Annotated in this window: 15 protein-coding genes; 8 read left to right on the forward strand and 7 right to left on the reverse strand. The window is 61.9% G+C overall.

Features of this window, described 5'->3' with window-relative positions:
- Window positions 1-128: 128 nt before the first annotated feature.
- On the forward strand, window positions 129-398 hold the full coding sequence (locus P0D87_RS04280) for a hypothetical protein (protein WP_006046744.1): 270 nt from the start codon (window positions 129-131) through the stop codon (window positions 396-398).
- Window positions 399-484: 86 nt separating this feature from the next.
- Here the strand turns inward: P0D87_RS04280 and dld are convergent, their stop codons facing one another.
- The 5 genes from dld to P0D87_RS04305 form a co-directional block, all read right to left on the reverse strand.
- Window positions 485-2,224: a D-lactate dehydrogenase gene (gene dld / locus P0D87_RS04285; RefSeq protein ID WP_053859248.1), complete on the reverse strand. Its 1,740-nt coding sequence runs from the start codon at window positions 2,222-2,224 to the stop codon at window positions 485-487.
- Between the two features lie 361 nt (window positions 2,225-2,585).
- On the reverse strand, window positions 2,586-3,623 hold the full coding sequence (locus P0D87_RS04290; protein WP_006046746.1) for a porin: 1,038 nt from the start codon (window positions 3,621-3,623) through the stop codon (window positions 2,586-2,588).
- A 136-nt stretch (window positions 3,624-3,759) separates the two neighbouring features.
- Window positions 3,760-5,112: a C4-dicarboxylate transporter DctA gene (dctA, locus tag P0D87_RS04295; protein WP_053859247.1), complete on the reverse strand. Its 1,353-nt coding sequence runs from the start codon at window positions 5,110-5,112 to the stop codon at window positions 3,760-3,762.
- 90 nt (window positions 5,113-5,202) lie between these two features.
- The gene (locus P0D87_RS04300) at window positions 5,203-6,135 is read right to left on the reverse strand and encodes a substrate-binding domain-containing protein (RefSeq protein WP_171799967.1); all 933 of its coding nucleotides are present in this window, start codon (window positions 6,133-6,135) and stop codon (window positions 5,203-5,205) included.
- A gap of 11 nt (window positions 6,136-6,146) precedes the next feature.
- A complete protein-coding gene (locus tag P0D87_RS04305; protein WP_053859246.1) occupies window positions 6,147-6,998 on the reverse strand; it encodes an amidohydrolase family protein in 852 nt (283 codons plus the stop codon).
- 140 nt (window positions 6,999-7,138) lie between these two features.
- On the opposite strand from P0D87_RS04305, the gene P0D87_RS04310 reads away from it, so the two are divergent.
- Entirely contained in the window at window positions 7,139-8,398 is a 1,260-nt protein-coding gene (locus P0D87_RS04310) for a LysR family transcriptional regulator (protein WP_053860722.1), read from the forward strand.
- A gap of 2 nt (window positions 8,399-8,400) precedes the next feature.
- Here the strand turns inward: P0D87_RS04310 and P0D87_RS04315 are convergent, their stop codons facing one another.
- Window positions 8,401-9,315 (reverse strand): LysR family transcriptional regulator, encoded by a 915-nt coding sequence (locus P0D87_RS04315; protein ID WP_053859245.1) that lies wholly within the window; start codon window positions 9,313-9,315, stop codon window positions 8,401-8,403.
- Between the two features lie 130 nt (window positions 9,316-9,445).
- On the opposite strand from P0D87_RS04315, the gene P0D87_RS04320 reads away from it, so the two are divergent.
- Entirely contained in the window at window positions 9,446-10,840 is a 1,395-nt protein-coding gene (locus P0D87_RS04320; protein ID WP_053859244.1) for an MFS transporter, read from the forward strand.
- A 92-nt stretch (window positions 10,841-10,932) separates the two neighbouring features.
- On the opposite strand, the gene argC is transcribed toward P0D87_RS04320, so the two are convergent.
- Window positions 10,933-11,661, reverse strand: a complete 729-nt coding sequence (argC, locus tag P0D87_RS04325; protein ID WP_053859243.1) for an N-acetyl-gamma-glutamyl-phosphate reductase — start codon at window positions 11,659-11,661, stop codon at window positions 10,933-10,935.
- 122 nt (window positions 11,662-11,783) lie between these two features.
- On the opposite strand from argC, the gene P0D87_RS04330 reads away from it, so the two are divergent.
- The 5 genes from P0D87_RS04330 (at window position 11,784) to P0D87_RS04350 (ending at window position 17,203) form a co-directional block, all read left to right on the forward strand.
- Entirely contained in the window at window positions 11,784-12,668 is an 885-nt protein-coding gene (locus tag P0D87_RS04330; RefSeq protein ID WP_029965792.1) for a LysR family transcriptional regulator, read from the forward strand.
- Between the two features lie 364 nt (window positions 12,669-13,032).
- On the forward strand, window positions 13,033-14,070 hold the full coding sequence (locus tag P0D87_RS04335) for an amino acid ABC transporter substrate-binding protein (RefSeq protein WP_053859242.1): 1,038 nt from the start codon (window positions 13,033-13,035) through the stop codon (window positions 14,068-14,070).
- Between the two features lie 17 nt (window positions 14,071-14,087).
- Window positions 14,088-15,428, forward strand: a complete 1,341-nt coding sequence (locus tag P0D87_RS04340; RefSeq protein WP_006046761.1) for an ArsB/NhaD family transporter — start codon at window positions 14,088-14,090, stop codon at window positions 15,426-15,428.
- Between the two features lie 164 nt (window positions 15,429-15,592).
- Entirely contained in the window at window positions 15,593-15,865 is a 273-nt protein-coding gene (locus tag P0D87_RS04345; RefSeq protein ID WP_006046762.1) for a hypothetical protein, read from the forward strand.
- 192 nt (window positions 15,866-16,057) lie between these two features.
- Window positions 16,058-17,203: an AI-2E family transporter gene (locus P0D87_RS04350; RefSeq protein WP_053859241.1), complete on the forward strand. Its 1,146-nt coding sequence runs from the start codon at window positions 16,058-16,060 to the stop codon at window positions 17,201-17,203.
- The last annotated feature ends 6 nt before the right edge of the window (window positions 17,204-17,209 follow it).

A 17,209-nucleotide genomic window follows, 5' to 3' on the forward strand; every position in this document is an offset into this window, starting at 1 on the left:
ATGCAAGGACGCAACAAGGTCCGCGCGCGTCGCCGGCGTGACGGGTCGCGAGACTGTACGACCAGGCGCGCGCCTTGCGTGCGAACGCTCATTCCGGCAACGCTGCACCTGACCTTCTGGAGAAAAGCATGGCAGACGTCGAACAGTTCAAGGACGACCTGGAAAACAACGCGGATGGCCTGATCGGAGGAAGTCGCGGCGATTTCATGGAGGCGCTTGGCGAGGCCGTCTACGCCCGGGCCGCGAGCGACCAGTTGGACAGCATCATCGCGGCTTACCTGAGCCTGCAGGAGGTGATCGACGAGAACGTCGACAACCTCGACGACGAGGCCGACCAGGCGATCGCTGATGCCACGGCCGAATTTAACGAAACGGTCGGCAGGATTCTGGGTGTGTGAGCGACTTGCGCACGCAAGGGCCGGCGCAAGGTCGGCAGCACCGTCCTTGCGCGCAAAAAATCTGGTGGTCTTCGCGTAACGCTACGCTAGAGCGTCTGCTGACTTACTGCGGGCCGATCCTCGCAACCGCAGCGATACGGCGATCTTCCCCAGTTGAAGAGCCGCGAGGTTTTCCCGATACCGGGATTGAAGGAGTTAGTCGGATCCAGTTCCTCGTAGAACTGCTTGAGCGACTCCTTCGCCTCATACAGATGGCCGACGTTGTGCTCGGCCGGATACTCCGCACCGCGCGCGGCGAGTAGGGCGAGAATGTCGTCCTTGATGCGGTCGCAGTCCACACCCTTCTTCACCAGATATTCCTGATGCAGCACATGGCAGAAGAAGTGGCCGCAATACATGGTGAATTCGATGTCCTTCGAAATATGCTGCGGCAACTGTTCGAACCAGTCGGTTGCATTACGCGGCAGCGCGATGTCGAGCGCCACGATGTCCTCGACGGTTCGAGAATGAACGGCCCGATAGCGGACCACTGCGCCACCAATCGTGAAGCGGTTGAGAAACGCCGCGTCGCCTTCTTCTCGCGTGCATTCGAAGTAGTTGCCCTGAGCCGTCGGAAAGCGCGACTTCAGATAAGTACGCGCTTCGTCTACACCTTCATTGCCCATCTTCAATAACAGGTGATGCTCGAAGCGATCGCGGTACTCGATGAGTCGCCGCGGCAGATGCTCGGGCAAAAGCCGGCTCGCTGCCTGCAGCAGTCTGTCACTGATGGCCGTACCAAGACCCATCTTCTCGGTCATGGCGTCGAAGCGGCTCTTCGCCGCAAAGGCTAGCGGCACTTTGTCGGTGCCGAAAGCCCGAATGTAAAGGTACATGTCCTTCCCGTAGCGGCGACTGATATCGAACGCGCCACGGTGCATATACTCGCCTGCTATCGGCAGACTCTGGAAACCGCCCAGAATATCGCGGCGGATTGATTCGAGCTCGGCCGGATCATTGCTGCCGATGTAGAACACCTGGGTGCGCTCGTCCGCCGCGAATGTGTCCAGCCGAAGGGCAAAAACCGCGAGGTGTCCGGCCGAGCCCGACGCTTCGTAAAGGCGGCGCGGGTCTGCGTTAAAGCGCGCGGGAGTCGATGCCGAGATATCCCGCACGTGGGTGCTGTATTCGTGGTCGGACGCGAGAAGTCCCATCGCTGGCGGAACATCGTGCGGCAGTTCGCCTGCGTCGAGGCGGCCAAGTATGGCTTCGGCGGAATCGCCCAAATCGATTCCCAGGTGGTTTACCAGCTTCAGTTCGCCGTCGGCTGTGACGCGGGCATGTATCGAAAGCTGGGTAAACGCGGGACCGCGGCGAATGAGAGACCCGCCCGAGTTGTTGCAAACGCCTCCCGTCACGGACGCGCCGATGCAACTCGATCCGATCACAGAATGGGGTTCGCGTTTGAGCGGTGCGAGACGCCTTTCCAGTTGGTCCAGGGTAACGCCCGGCTGACAAACGACCTGTTCGCCATTGCGAATCACGTCGAGCCGGCGCAACCGCATCGTATTGATCACGACTACCGGACGATCGTAGCCGTCCGCAGCCGGCGTCGATCCGCCGGTCAAGCCGGTGTTGGCGGCCTGACAAATGACGATGACATTCGCATCATGGCACGCCTTTAGCGCCTGCCACATCTGGACCAATGTGCCAGGCTGCACAGCAGCCAATAGTGGACCGCTGCCATAGCGATATCCCTGGCGGAAGCGCCGCGTTTCAGCCGAGCCCGTAAAGACGAACTGGCTACCGACGATGTCGCCGAGCAGACGGACAAGATCGTGCTTCATGGCGCTTCTCCGCTGATGCTTGCACGGATATACGAGTCCTCCGTGCTTCGAATGTGGTTGCGCAGTTCGGTGCAGGCTTTGCGCACATTGCCGTCGCGAATGAGTTGCATGATCTCGTAGTGCGTGTCGTGGCACGCCTGAATCGACGATTGCTCGTATGACCGGAACGGCGCGCTGCATGCCTGCGCCTATGGTTGAGATAGATATTAACAGGCGGCAGCCACAGAGCCTGCATTGATATCCACGATATCAATAGTCGATATCTCGAGGCATTGAACAATCCGATCGAATGGAAGCGAGTAGGTCTGAGTCAGCAGCGTCTTGGGCGCCTCCGAAGAAAGCACTCGGTGAAGCAGATCATTTAAAACAAATGGTCGATGCCGATGGTGAACGCGGTCTGACTCTTCACGCCGGCCGGGTTGAGCGTGCTCACCACCCCATGCTTGTACGAGGTGTAGTCGAGTTCACTGTAGAGCGTGGTGCGCTTGGACAGCAGGTAGCCAAGCGAGAGCACCGAGAGTCCGCGCCGGCTGGACTTGTCGTTCGTTACCGTGGTCTGGTAGTAGCTGCCGCGGAAAACCAGAGTCGGCGTGATGGTCCACGAGAGGCCGCCGAACCCATTGTTCGTTACCTGGTGGGGCGTGGCTGGATTCTGCAAGTCCTCGGACATGAAACCGCCCGACAAACGCACCGGCCCGATCTTGTAGCTGGCGCCGACCATGTAGTAGCTGTCGCCCAGATAGGTCGAGCCAGTCAGTACACTGCGATGCCCATAGACGCCGCCGATCGCAACAGGACCTGTCGCATAGCTCACGCCCACGGCGCGCGCTGCGCCGCTGCTGAAATTGCCTGCCACGCCGCCGAAGGAGTTGTCCACTTCGAACAGCAGCGGCCCGAACGTGTTCTTGTATTTGAGGTCATTATTGTTGCGAGTACCGTCCGAGGCCGTGGTCAGCGGAATGATCGGCGTGAAATGAAAGCCGAACGGATCGTAAATGCTGATGATGTCATGCGCAATGGTGTACTGCCGGCCGAGATCGAGCGAGCCGAATTTCGTATGGCCGATGCCGACAAACGCCTGGCGATTGAATTCGGTGCCTGTCGTGTTATCGAACTGGCCATTGCCGACGTTAAAGCCGCTTTCCAGCAGAAAATGCGCGTTCCAGCCGTCGCCAAGGTCTTCCTTCGCGCGAAAGTCGAGCTTGTTCGAACTGTAGTAGCCGTTCGAGTTCATTGTCGTCACCGAGCCGCCGCCTTTTGCGGCGTTGGTCTGATGACGTATCCCGCCATCCACCGTTCCGTATAACTGCACGCTCGTTTGCGCGTGTGCGGGATTCGTTGCCAATGCGCCCGCAGTGGCCGAGATGCCCAATCCGATGATTTTCCAAACCTTGTCCATCGCTTGTCTCCTGATTTTCGTTGTGTTTTTAATGTACTGCTTGATACGTAACCCTAATTAAATTGCCTATTGGGATTACTTTTGATCTACTCGCCGGGACCGGCCGGCACAACGCGGACGTACCGCCGGTCCTGCGTTAGTGGCCGGCTGAAGTGCTGCCCGGCTGTTCGAGCGAGTGCGCGGTTTCGGCGGGGTTGAAGCCCGTCTTCAGTTCATGGCGCAAGGCGACGCGGTCGAGTGCCTTTTCCCAATTCGCCACTACGATAGTGGCTACGCTGTTCCCTACGATGTTGGTGAAGACGAACGCGCTGGACATGGCCTTGTGAACGCCGAGAATCAGCGCGATGGATTCAACCGGAATCGTGTTCGACGCAGCCAGCGTTGCAGCGAGCACTGCGATTGCAGCGCCCGACACGCCGGCGGCTCCCTTCGACGTGAGCAGCAGCACCGCGAGCAACACCAACTGATCGTGCCAGTTCATCGGTGTATTGGTTGCCTGAGCGAGAAACACGGCGGCTGCGGCGAAGTAAAGGCACGTGCCGTCATGATTGAACGTATAGGCAGTTGGCAGCACCAGGCCAACCACCGACTTCTCGCAGCCAAGGCGTTCGAGCTTGTCGATCAGTTGTGGGAACACGGTTTCTGAAGAACTCGTACCGATTACGAGAAGCAGTTCTGCGCCGATATAGCGCATCAGGCGCAAAAGGCTGAAGCCGTTTACCTTTGCGATGGGCCACAGGATCAGCAGGAAAAAAAGCGCGCACGTCAGATAGAACTCCAGCACTAGCTTGCCGAGCGAGAGCAGCGTGCCGAAACCGAATTTGCTCACCGTGAAGGCGATGGCGCCGAACGCTGCGAGTGGTGCGATCTTCATGGTCAGGCCGATAACCCAGAACAGCGCACCGGATACCGAATCGATGAAGTCGAGCGCGGGCTGCGCGCGTTCCCCGATTGCGGCCAGCCCAAAGGCGAATAGCACCGAAAAGAACAGTACTTGCAGGACGTCACCGCCAGCAAATGCGCTGATCGCCGTGTGCGGAATGACGTTGAGCAGAAAGTCGCTCGTGGTGACAACGTGATGAGCTTTCGCGACATAGGCATCGACGGCGGCCGAGTGCACGCTATGCATGTCGACGTTCATGCCGACGCCCGGCTTCAGCACGTTGATCGTTACAAGCCCCAGCACCAGCGCGAGAGAAGTCACCACCTCGAAATAGAAGAGGGCCTTGATCGCGACGCGGCCGACCTTCCCGAAGTCTTTGACGCCCGCAATGCCGCTGCATACGGTGCAGAAAATGATCGGCCCGATCAGCATCTGGATGATGCGGATAAAGGCGTCGCCGACGGGCTGCAGATTAATGCCGAACTTCGGAAAGAAGTAGCCCGTGGCGATTCCAAGCGCCATGCCGGCCAGCACCTGGAATGACAGGTCGCGATAGAACGGCGGACGTGGCTTCGGTTTCATGGCGCCCGTGCGAGGCAAGCTCATGGTGTCTCCTTGCTTAGGCCCATCCACGATGGGCTGCGGTGAAGCTTTGGCGAACTGGAGTCCGCTCGAAAACGTTGAAAGAGCCGTTATTCAGCTCGCGATGCGGCCGAGAATATCGATGCTGTCAGCGAAAATTTCGTCGATGCTCAGCTTACGCGGCAGCAGTTGCTGTTGCTCGCAGAACGCGATTGTTTCCTCAAGCGGGCCTCGCAACGCGTCGTAGCCGAACAGCAGCTTGTCGGGTTTGCCCGCGTTGTGCGAGGCCACTGACGCTTTGCCGCGGCACAGCAGGTCGTAGACTGCGCGCACCGCTCGCGGATGTGTATCCGCAAGCGATTGCGTCACTACCACGACGTGGTTCAGAGGCACGTAGCGATGAATCGCGTACCACGCGAGATCGGCGCTGGCCGCATCGTCGATCACGGGTTCAAGGCCGGCTTCGTCGGGCAGATCGTTGCCGAGGATGGCGGCGTCGATCTCGCCCGCGCGCAGCATCGGCAATAGCTGCTTGCCCGGCTCCGCGCGACGCACGAAGGACGGATCGCGATACTCTTCCAGATGCGCGCCCTCGGTCGTGACCCAGTCGATTTCCTCGAGCGGCACGCCATAGGTGTTCGCGAGAATCGCGCGCACCCACATTGCGGTGGTCTGCGAATACGAGCGCACGCCGACTGTCTTGCCCACCAGGTTGCTCACGCCGAGCTTGCCGCGTTGAGCATTATAAATAATGCAGCCTTGCTGAAAGCGCGCGGCGACTACAGCGGGCAGCAGTACGACGGGCTTGTTATAAGCTTTCGCCTGCAAATACGTGACGATTGCCATTTCGCTAACGTCATACGCCTGGCGGCGCGCCATCGGTGCGAAGGCGCGGTGAATCGGTTCGATATCCTCGAACATCAGTTGCACGTTGGGATCGGTCAGTTCGCCATCTTTCAGCGGCCGCGTGTGCGGATAAGTCTTCAATGCAATTTTCAATTCAAGCGGTGGCATCTCAGTGCTCGCGTCCGTATATTCTTGTGTCATTGAGTCGATCCTCACGCGGCGAGAACCGGATACACCGCGCGCGCGGTGCCGCCGAAGATTGCGTCGCGCGCGTCGGCGGGCAGCATCGCAAGGCTATTGCGCGCATCGGCAAGCAGTTGCGGCAGCGTGCCTTCGGCGGCCGGGAAATTCGAGCCCCATGCGATGCGATGCGCACCGAACGCGTCGAGCACACGCGGAAAGAATGCGTCGGGCGTCGACGCGCCGCGGGATGCTTCGGCGATCGTGCGGTTTGTGAGCTTCAGATAAACGCCCTCGTGCGAAGCGAGGCTAAAGAGCGGCGCGGCGGCTTCATACGGCGGGCCGCCCGCCAAGTCGGGCCGCGCAAGGTGATCGAGCAGCACGCGGATATCCGGAAAGCGCGCCAGCATATTCAGCAGCGCCGGAATGCCCTGTGCCGTCATCTGCAAACAGATCGACACGTTATGGCGCTGCGCATAGTCCCACACCGGGAAGGAGCGCTCGTCGTCGAGCCAGCCTGCTTGCCCCGGCATCGTGCTGCCGGTCGTGAACAGGCGCAGGCCGGAGAGGCCCGCGTCGAGCCAGCGCTGCATCTGCGTCACGGCGTCGCTTGCCAGCACGTCGATCGAAAACACGCCCGCGAAGCGGTCCGGGTGGTTTCTCACCGCGTCGACCACATAACTATTGTCGTTGCCATAAACCGTCGATGCCTGCACGACGACCGCCCGGTCAATGCCGGCCTCGTCGAGCGACGCAAGCAAGCCTTCGAAGCTGACAGGGCGTTTGGCCGACCATTCCGACTGGTGACCGCCGACGGGCGCGAGCGGATAGCGCTGCTTATCCGGGGAAATGGCGTGCGTGTGAGTGTCGATAACGACGGACATAAACGGGCTCCTTGCTGAAAACGTCTCGATCCAATGGCCTCAACTGTAAGCCTGCTGAAGCAAAACCCCTTAATACGAACTTCGGCATAAGGCATAAATTCCAGTTAAGCTGATGGCTTTCACGGGGCATGGGGAAGGCGATGGCGAAGCACCCGGACGAATCGCCCGACGACGATCTGACGCGGCTGAGGCGCTTATTTCTGTTCGATGCAGTGTGCGAGGCAGGCGGCATCGGCCAGGCTGCGACGCGCGCTGGCCGCACGCAGCCGGCCGTCAGCCTGGCAATCAGCAAGCTGGAGGCGAGTTTCGGCGGCGTGCTTTTCGAGCGGGGTTTTGGCGGCTGCGAATTGACTGCGCAAGGCGCGATACTGCAACGGCGCGTACGGCGCATGCTCGATCAGATGGAGCGCGCGGTCATGGGCCTGACGGGGCAAAATTCGTCGGCCATGAATGCGCGCAACGTCTGCCGCCATCTGACCGATACGCAAGTCCGTTGTCATATCGCGATCGCACGCGCCGGATCGGCGTCGGAAGCGGCACAGCAGCTTGGCATTTCGCAGCCCGCCGTGCATCGCGCGGCGCGGCAGATTGAGCAGACGGTCGGCGTGTCGTTATATCGGCGACGCGTGCATAGCGTGTCGGCCAATGCCGCTGGACTCGAATTCGCTCGCTGCCTGAGCCTCGCGCTCTATGAAATTGCGCAGGCGCGCGAGGAGATCGCATACGCCCGGGGACAATTGAGCGGCAAGGTGGCGATCGGCGTGTTGCCGCTGATGCCGCCGCGTCTCGTCGCACGTGTGATCCAGCGGTTGCGCGAGCGCTATCCGTCCGCGCACGTCACTGTCGATGAGGGCTCGCACGCGGCGCTGCTTCGTGATCTGCGGATGGGCACGATCGACATCATCGTCGGCGGGTTGCGTGAGCCACGTCTCACCGGAGCCGTGCGGGAGACCGAGCTGTTTGCCGATCCGTATGTGGTCGCGGTGCGTAAGGGGCATCGCCTCGCGCGTAAAAAGTCTATCGCGCCTCGAGACATCGCCAATTACGAGTGGGTCGTCCCGCAGCAGAATGTACCGCGCCGCTCGGTGATCGATTCGATCTTCGCGCGGTTGCCGATCAGGCCGCCGGTCGTCGTCGAGACGAGTTCTCTTGCGATGATGATGGCGATGCTGGTGGAAAGCGATTGCATCACACTGCTATCGCGTTCGCAGATTCGCGAGGCCTATCCGGGCAGCGAGATCGTTGCGCTCGAGTTGAAAACGCCGGAAGCCGATCGTGCGGTCGGCTACACGGTGCGGGCGGACTGGCTCGGCACAGCGGTGCAGTCGGGCTTCATCGAGTATCTGCGGCAGGAGTGCTCCGTCGATAAGGCGGAAGGACTGCGACACTCCGCAACGTAGACTCAGCGGTCCTCATCCGCGCCAAACCGTTCGACCACAAAATCGATGAAGCTTCGCAGCTTGAGCGACATCTGCCGCTCGCGCAGATAAAGCAGACTCAGCTGTCGCTCGGGCGCCGAATACTCAGGCAGTACTTTGCGCAACCGCTTCGCGCGCAGATCTTCGTCGATGAGAATTGCCGGCAGCATCGCGATACCGAGGCCACGCAAAACAGCCTTGCGCAACGCCTCGGCGTTGTCGATTTTCAGGCGGCCATCTACTGGCACGCTCGCGCGACCGTCCCGTCCATGCAAGATCCATTCGGCCTGTGCCGCGTGCCATTCCGAACGCGGCGGATACGCATACGTCAGGCACTGATGCGCCGCGAGTTCATCGGGCGTCGCGGGACTGCCATGCGCCTTCAGATAAGCCGGCGACGCGCACAGCACCAGCCTGTACGGCGTGAGAGGCCGTGCGACCAGGTCCGGGTTGGCCAGCGCACCGATACGGATCGCCGCTTCAAAGCCATCGTCCATAAGATCGGAGAGTGCGTCCGTGGCGACAATGTCGAGCTTCACCTCGGGATAACGCGCGCAGTAATCCGCGATCGCCGGAATCAGGCATTCGTTGCTGAACACGATGGGTGCGGTGACGCGCAGGCGGCCGCGCGGCGTCGCAAGATGGTCGAGCGCGAGCTGCTCCGAATCGTCGATCAACCCGAGAATCTCGACGCAACGTTGGTAATACGCCTGCCCGAACGCGCTGACCTGCTGCTTGCGAGTCGTGCGATGGATGAGGCGCGTGCCGAGCCGCGTCTCCAGTGCCTGCAGGTGGTTGCCGACCATGGTCGGCGAGAGCTCGCACGCTACCGCGGCTGCCGTCAGACTGCCGGTTTCCACCACCCGCACGAATACGGTCATCGCTTTGAGAAGATCCATTCCCCCATAATAATTGGTTCTGTTGCCATTCGCCGTGCGTTTATCAATTTTTGCGAAGGTAATAGAGTGTGTCCACGCTCGACGCGCGGGCCAGTCCGGCTCGCTTCGCGCCATTCCATGCACGGACATCATGCGCACACACATCCACTCATCCAACCGGTCTCCAAGACTCGCGCTGCTCGCGACCAGCCTTGGCTTCGTCATCATCTGTCTCGACGTCACGGTCGTGAACGTTGCGCTAGCGAGGATGCGCGACGGCCTGCAGATCGACTCGACCGCGCTCGAATGGGTCGTCAACGCATATACGCTCGCGTTCGCGAGCTTGCTGCTCACGGCCGGTGCGCTGGCGGATCGCCTGGGAGCGCGGCGCGTCTTCGTTGGCGGCTTCGCGGTTTTCATGTGTGCGTCGATCGGCTGCGCGCTATCGGATGGCGCGGGCATGCTCGTGGCGTCGCGTGCAGTGCAGGGCGTGGGCGCGGCGCTGTGCGTGCCGTCGTCGATGGCGCTGCTGGGCGCGGCGTTTCCGGACGCGGATGCGCGCGCCAAGGCCGTCAGCATCTGGGCGGGCACGGCGGCGTTAGCGCTCGGTGCCGGGCCGCTGGTGGGCGGGTTGCTGGTCGACCGGTTCGGTTGGCCTTCCATCTTTCTGATCAACGTGCCGATTGGCGTGGCGGGCATCTGGCTGACGCTCGCGCATGCGCCCGAAACGCTGCGTCATGCAGCGCGTCGGATCGATCTGGCCGGGCAGACGCTCGCCGTTGTCACACTGGCCGCGCTGACGTATGCGGTCGTCGAGAGTGGCCGGCTTGGATGGACGAGCACGATTGTGCTGTCGGGGCTCACGATATCGGTCGTCATGGCTGCGCTGTTCATCACCGTCGAGGCGCGATCTGCGCAACCGCTGTTGCCGCTCGCGCTGTTTCGCAGCGCCGCGGTGAGTGTGAGCGCGCTGACGGGGTGGTCGCTGAACTTCGGGTACTACGGCCTGATGTTTGCGATGAGTTTGTTTTTCCAGAGCGTGCGCCACGACACGCCGCTTGAAACCGGCCTCGCGTTCCTGCCGATGACTGCCGTAGTGACAGTCGCGAACCTTGTATCCGGCAGGCTCACCGCGCGCTTCGGCTATCGCCTGCCGATGCTCTATGGTCAAGCATTGGCGGCGCTCGGCTACCTTGCGCTCGTGTTCGTGCACGCGGACAGCAGCGCGCTGGCGATAGCGTTGCCGTTACTGGCGGTGGGCAGTGGAGTTGCGCTCGCGGTTCCATCGATCAACACGGCGGTGCTGACGCATGTGGGGCCGTCCCGCGTCGGGATCGCGTCGGGGGTGCTGAACAGCGCACGCCAGATCGGCGGCGTGGTCGGAGTCGGAGTGTTCGGCTCGCTGGTCAGGCCCGAGTCCAACGATATCGTTGCAGGGCTGCATATCGCGGTGACCCTCGCGTTTGCGACGACGCTCTTAAGCCTCGTGGTGGCCAGGACGCGGCTTGAACAACGCCAATCTGCCATCGCGAAATGTGCTGGTTGAAGCTGCGTCATGACAATGCGAGCGCGAGATTCCCGACACTCGTTGAACGCAATTGCGGCCGACCGACCGTTAGCTCGAGCCATCGGCGACTATTACCGGCCCAGCATCAGATTCAGATTCTGAACCGCAGCGCCGGATGCGCCTTTGCCAAGATTGTCGAAAACCGCGGACAGCAGAACATGTCCGTGTTCCATGTTAGGAAATACGCTTAAGCGCATGTCGTTCGTACCGTTCAACGCTCGCGGATCCAGGTGCGTCAAGACCCCCGATTCATGCAGCGGCGAAACATGGACGTGCGCTGCGTCCGCATAGTGTCGTGCGAGGCATGCGTGCAACTTCGCGCCGTCCACATCGGGTCCGAGCAGCCGCAACTGGAGCGGCACCGTCAGCACAATGCCCTGGCGAAACGCGCCATACGCGGGGACGAAGATGGGCCGCTGCGCGAGTCCTGCGTGCGTCTGGATTTCCGGAGTGTGCTTGTGCGCGAGCTCCAGGCCGTACACCTGGAACGGAGGCGCGTCGACGGCATCTTGTCCCTCGTGTTGCTCCACGCCGGCACGACCGCGTCCGGAGTAGCCGGACACTGCATGAATGCCGATGGGGTAGCTGTCTGGTATGAGCCCAGCCTGCAACAGCGGACGAAGCAATCCGATTGCCCCCGTCGGATAGCAGCCGGGATTGGTGACCCGGCGGGCGCTCGCGATGCGGTCGGCGGCGGGGAGCGTGAACAGCGAGATGTCGGTCCGATCGCGCAGCCGTTCGTGGATCTGCAGTCCGGTAGTGCCTTGGTCGCCGTCGATGAAAACAAGGGGAGCGCTCATACGCGGAATACTCCGGGTGGTGGCTAAGGGAAGAATGAGCCCTATGTTCCCTGAGCAGCTAGAATAGGGAAAGTTGAATTTGATGACCATAAAGTTCAGTTTTCCTGAATCGGGACGCCGACATGCGAGAGATCAGCCTGGACCGCCTGCGCACTTTGATTGCGATAACCGAGCGTGGCTCATTTGCCGACGCAGCGCGTGCATTGAATCTCGCCCCTCCGACGGTCAGCCTCCATATCGCCGAACTGGAGGACCGCATCGGGGCGCCACTTCTGTCACGCAAGCGCGGGCAGGTAAGGCCGTCGGCGATAGGCGAGGTGCTGGTGGAGCGCGCGCGTCGATTGCTGGCCGATGCGGAGCAGGCGCTGGACGATATTCAACGCCAGGTGCAGGGGCTCGAAGGGCGCGTGCGGCTCGGTGCGTCGACCGGCGTGATCGCGTACCTGTTGCCGCAAGCGCTGGAGGCGCTGCGCCAGCGCAATCCCGCGATCGATATTCAGCTTGCGGTGCTCACATCGCGTGAGACGCTGTCCCGATTGGCGGATGGAACGCTGGATGTCGGGCTGGTCGCACTGCCTCAGCCCCCCGTGGCCGGACTCGCGATAAAGGCCTGGCGGCGCGACCCCGTGATGGCCTTCGTGCCGGCGCATTGGCGCTGCCCCGCCCGTGTAACGCCTGCATGGCTTGCCGCACAGCCTCTCATTCTCAATGACGCGACTACGCGGCTCTCGCGCTTAACGGCGGAGTGGTTTGCGACCGCGGGGCATCATCCTGCGCCGCGCATTCAGCTCAACTTCAACGACGCAATCAAGAGTCTGGTAGCGGCAGGTTACGGCGCAGCGCTTTTGCCCCACGAGGCGACCACGCCATTACCCGACAGGCGCGTTGTCATGCGTCCGCTGCGCCCGGCGTTGTGGCGCCGACTCGGCATTGCACACCGTGCCGGGCACGTTGAGCGTGCCACTCAACACGTGCTCGATGTCTTGTGGGATCTGCGATTAGCGTAGGCGGTTGTCAGTGCCGTTTCGGTTCGGCCGCGCCGGGACAGCACGCGACTATCCCGTCATCGGACCAAAGTCCGATACAACATTCGTATAGACCCATATAGGCTGGAAGCACATCTGCTTTCGCACTGTCGTCGCACGCAGTTTGCTCAACGTACAGGACCAGACCGCCGGCTCGCGCCAGTCATGCACGCTCCGGAAGGAATCCGCATGCGCGTCCATCTCGCTGCGCCCTCAGTTGCTTTGTCGATTGCTTTGTCACTCGCGGTGTCCGGCTGCAATACGCCGCCGATTACACATAGTCAGCGGTTGCCGTCGGACCGCATCTGCATTGATGGTCTCTTACAGGCAGCAAGAGGACACAATCATGTTGGCCGCGAGTCCGATTGCCGGTGCAGTACTGCTGGGTCTGTGGCTCTCGCTGGCGAGCGTGCCTTCAATTTCGAATGCCGCCGATGGCGAAGCCCTGGCGAGCGTGAAGACTCGTGGCGTCCTGCGTTGCGGTGTTAGCGAAGGCGTCGCGGGTTTCTCCGCTCAGGACGCCGCCGGGCAATGGTCGGGTATCGATGTCGACTTCTGCCGGGCGTTGGCAGCAGCAGCGCTTGGCGATAGCCGCAAGGTCGCGTTCGTGCCGTTGAAGGCGTCGGAGCGGTTTCCCGCACTCGAGACGCGGCGAATCGACGTACTGTCCCGCAACACCACCTGGACTTTGCTGCGCGAAGGCGCACTCAAGGCGCAGTTCGCAGGCGTGCTGTTCTACGACAACCAGGCTTTCATGGTTCCGGCCGCAAGCGCATCGCAATCGGCTGGCGCGTTGAAAGGGGCAACGGTGTGCGTACAGAAGGACACGTCTACCCTTAGCCATCTCATCGCGTATTCGGATGCAAGCGGGGCGGACATCAAGCCTCTCGTGGCGGGTTCCGCGGACGAGGCGAGGCGGGCATTCTTCGCGGGCCGCTGCGCCGCCTACACAGCGGACGCATCGTACCTTGCCGCGCTGCTTCTGCACGCACCGGGCGGCTCGCAGGCCTTCGCGATCCTTCCCGAGCGGATCTCGAAAGAGCCGCTTGGGCCCGTCGTGCGCGGGGGCGATCAGGCATGGCTCACGCTCGTGCGTTGGGTGCTGCTGACGTTGATAGCCGCCGAAGAGATGGACGTGACGCGGGAGAACCTTGAGATTCGCCTGCGCAATCCATCGGTATCCAGGGCTCTCGTGCCGGACGACACGGTGACCCGCTCAATCGGCGTTGAGCCTGGCTGGACCGTGCGAGCTCTCGAAAGCGTGGGCAATTACGGGCAGATGTTCGATCGCAACGTCGGCGCGCACAGTCCTCTCGGTCTCGCGCGCGGAACGAACGACTTATGGACCCGTGGCGGCCTGATGTACGCGCCGCCCATTCGTTGAATCGCGCGAGGGCTGGCATGAGCGCAATGCAGGTCTATATCGTGGTGGGCGTGTTCGCGGCAGTGATACTCGCGATCGCGTTCAATGTAATCGACATGGCCGTGGCGGCGCTCGTCGGCATGTGCGTGCTGATCGTGCTGAACATTCTCGACGAGCAGGATCTTCTCGCTGCGGTGCGAATCGCCGCCGGGCCGATCAGTCTTCTGTTCGGCGGCATGGTCGTCGCGCGCATCCTCTCGACCACCGGAGTGTTCGATCTGATCGGCGATGTGTATCTGCGGGCGACGGGCGGCAGCGGCAGGCGTTTTCTCCTGCTTCTCATCGTTGTCGTCGCGCCCTTGTGCGCGTTGCTGCCAAATGCCACGACGGTGATCCTCCTCGCACCCATCATCATTCGCGTGGCGGTGGCACTCGAAGTGGACATCGTGCTGCCGATGATCCTCACGGCGATCGTCAGCAATGCCGCCGGACTGCTGACGCTGGTCGGCGATCCCGCGACGTTTCTGGTCGGCAGCTCGATCGGCATGACGTTCGGCAACTATCTGAAGCACGTAAGTCTTGGCGGCCTGCTGGCGCTCGCCGTCGTGGTGCCGTTGTTGCCGTTCCTGATGCCCGACATCTGGCGAGTGCGGCGGACCTTGCCGCCTGCGGAACAGCGCGCGCGCATCGCGAGGCCCGCATACGCCGGTCTGTCGCTCGCGGTGCTGGCCGCAATGATGGTGCTGTTCGTGTTCGGCGAAGCGCTGCCGACGCGCCTCCTCCCGCCCATGGTCGCGCTGATTGCCAGTGCGCTGGCGCTACTCGTCGGTTACGCGGCGAAAGTCGAACCGACCGACAACGTGCTGCGCGATGTCGACTGGAAAACGCTGCTGTTCCTCGCCTGCATTTTCTGTCTGGTTCAGGCGATGGCGAAGACGGGGCTTCTTCAGGTCATGTCGGTCAAGCTATACGAGTTGTTCGGCACGCGCCTTACGCTCGTCGCGCTCGCGATGATCGCGGGCATCGGGCTGCTTTCGTCACTGCTTGCCAACGTGCCCGTAGCGGCGGCGTCTATCGTGATGGTGAAGGGCTACCTGGTGGCGGCGGAATTCGTGCCCGAAGTCGCGCTCTCGGATCAGTTCACGCAGTGGCCTGCGCCTACGATTGCAGTGTTCGTCGGCATGATGTTCGGTGCGACGCTCGGCGGCAATGCGACACTTGTCGGAGCCGCGGCCAACATAGTGGCAGCGGGAATCTGCGCACGCGAAGGCAAGCCCATTACGTTTGTCCGCTTTCTGCGCTACGGGCTGCCTGTCACCGTTGCGCAACTGGCGGCGTCGGCGGTCTATGTGTTCGCACTCGCGCATTTCATGCGGTGACGCGCACACGCACCGCCGCGTGCCAGGAAGACGAATGCGCAGCCAGGCAGCCCGATCATGGGACCAAAGTCCAATACAACTTTCGTCTGGACGTGTATAGGCTGGAAGCTCGCCGGCTTTAATCGGCAGATTCAACGATGCGAGCATAACGTCTGGAGTCCGTCATGAAACACCTGATCGCGGTCGCGGCGGCCGCTTCTCTTGCACTGGCATCCGTTCCTGGTGTCTGGGCGCAAGGCGCTTCTGGAACAACTGCACCGTCAGCGGCTGACCATCCCGATGAAATCGTGAAAATGCACCAGCAGGTCGCTGCGGCGAATCGCGAGTACGACAGGGAAGTCGCGGCTGCCAAAAAGGTCTTTGACCATAAGAAAAGCGACGCCAAAAAGAAACGCGACGTGGCTGTAGCCGCTGCGCGTCAGGGCGTGGACCAGTAGTAGCGGCAGTGCAGAGCGACGGCCCGACGCTGCGCTACAGCGTCGCGTATTGCCTTCGCTGTGGCAGCGAGCGACGCTTGCGCCTGTTCCGCTGGACGATGCCGCTTTCGGCCAATCCCGTGCTGCGATCCTGAACCTGACGCTTCTTCTCGCGCACGCGTGCATTGCGCTATTCCTGCGCGGAGATAACCGATGCTGCCCACACCGACCGTTCACAGAACGCTATCCCGGGAAATGCTCGACGTATTGATTCGCGCCGGGCTGATCACCGTTCTTGCCGTATTTTGCTTCCGGATCGTCGTTCCGTTCCTCGACCTGATGGTCTGGGGGCTGATCCTCGCGATCACGCTTTATCCGTTGCACATCCGGTTGCGCAGGAGCTTGCGCAACCGGGACGGTCTCATTGCCACGCTGATCGTCCTCGTCGCGTTCGGCGTCATTCTGGTGCCGAGCTATCTGCTGGGCGTCGCGGTCGCCGATTCGATCGAGCATGTGATGGCGGTGGTGAAAAGCGGCAGCTTCCACATTCCGCCGCCGGCCGAATCGGTTGCAGGCTGGCCGCTGGTCGGCCAGCACGTGCACGACTTCTGGCAGCAGGCCTCGACAGACCTGACGGGCCTCGCGCAGCGGTTCGCGCCGCAACTCAAAGAAGCCGGCCGTGCGTTGCTCGGCACCGTCACTGGCTTAGGCGCGGGACTGCTCGTTTTCTTCGTCGCGCTGATCGTCGCGGGAATTCTCATGGCGTATGGCGAAAGAGGGCACCGCAGCGCGCAGCAGATTGCGTCGCGCATCTCCGGCCCTGAGCGGGGCGCGCAGATCACGGATCTCTGTACGGCGACGATTCGCGCGGTCGCTCAAGGCGTGGTGGGCATCGCGTTCATCCAGATGTTGCTGATCGGCGGCGGGTTCGTGGTGATGGGTATTCCGGCTGCGGGCTTGCTGGCGCTCGGCGTACTGCTTATCGGCATCATGCAATTGCCTGCCACGCTGATTACGCTTCCGGTGATCGCGTTCGTGATGCTCACGGAAGGCGTCAGCGCGGCGACGATCGCCTTCTCCGCGTATGTGTTCGTCGCGGGCCTGGCCGATAACGTGCTCAAGCCGTTGCTGCTGGGCCGCGGCGTCGCGGTGCCGATGCCCGTGGTGCTGATCGGCGCGCTGGGCGGCATGGTGACAGGCGGCGTCATTGGGCTGTTCATCGGCCCCGTCATGCTTGCTGTCGGTTACGAGTTGTTCTGGCGATGGGTAAAAGACCAGCCGCAGGCCGAGCGGATCGACGAGAACGAGCCCGCGCGCCTCGCGCAGACAGAGGGAGCCGAAGTACCGAAGCATTCGTGACGCTGC

The organism is Paraburkholderia sp. RL17-368-BIF-A (assembly GCF_046054045.1).
GTDB classification, from domain to species: Bacteria; Pseudomonadota; Gammaproteobacteria; order Burkholderiales; family Burkholderiaceae; genus Paraburkholderia; species Paraburkholderia graminis.

Coding starts and splice junctions, on each gene's coding strand:
- P0D87_RS04340 (WP_006046761.1), top strand. CDS start 14,088: ATGAGCGCAATGCAGGTCTATATCGTGGTGGGCGTGTTCGCGGCAGTG.
- argC (WP_053859243.1), bottom strand. CDS start 11,661: ATGAGCGCTCCCCTTGTTTTCATCGACGGCGACCAAGGCACTACCGGA.
- P0D87_RS04305 (WP_053859246.1), bottom strand. CDS start 6,998: ATGTCCGTCGTTATCGACACTCACACGCACGCCATTTCCCCGGATAAG.
- dld (WP_053859248.1), bottom strand. CDS start 2,224: ATGAAGCACGATCTTGTCCGTCTGCTCGGCGACATCGTCGGTAGCCAG.
- P0D87_RS04280 (WP_006046744.1), top strand. CDS start 129: ATGGCAGACGTCGAACAGTTCAAGGACGACCTGGAAAACAACGCGGAT.
- P0D87_RS04345 (WP_006046762.1), top strand. CDS start 15,593: ATGAAACACCTGATCGCGGTCGCGGCGGCCGCTTCTCTTGCACTGGCA.
- P0D87_RS04350 (WP_053859241.1), top strand. CDS start 16,058: ATGCTGCCCACACCGACCGTTCACAGAACGCTATCCCGGGAAATGCTC.
- P0D87_RS04335 (WP_053859242.1), top strand. CDS start 13,033: ATGTTGGCCGCGAGTCCGATTGCCGGTGCAGTACTGCTGGGTCTGTGG.
- P0D87_RS04315 (WP_053859245.1), bottom strand. CDS start 9,315: ATGGATCTTCTCAAAGCGATGACCGTATTCGTGCGGGTGGTGGAAACC.
- P0D87_RS04320 (WP_053859244.1), top strand. CDS start 9,446: ATGCGCACACACATCCACTCATCCAACCGGTCTCCAAGACTCGCGCTG.
- dctA (WP_053859247.1), bottom strand. CDS start 5,112: ATGAGCTTGCCTCGCACGGGCGCCATGAAACCGAAGCCACGTCCGCCG.
- P0D87_RS04330 (WP_029965792.1), top strand. CDS start 11,784: ATGCGAGAGATCAGCCTGGACCGCCTGCGCACTTTGATTGCGATAACC.
- P0D87_RS04310 (WP_053860722.1), top strand. CDS start 7,139: ATGGCGAAGCACCCGGACGAATCGCCCGACGACGATCTGACGCGGCTG.
- P0D87_RS04290 (WP_006046746.1), bottom strand. CDS start 3,623: ATGGACAAGGTTTGGAAAATCATCGGATTGGGCATCTCGGCCACTGCG.
- P0D87_RS04300 (WP_171799967.1), bottom strand. CDS start 6,135: ATGACACAAGAATATACGGACGCGAGCACTGAGATGCCACCGCTTGAA.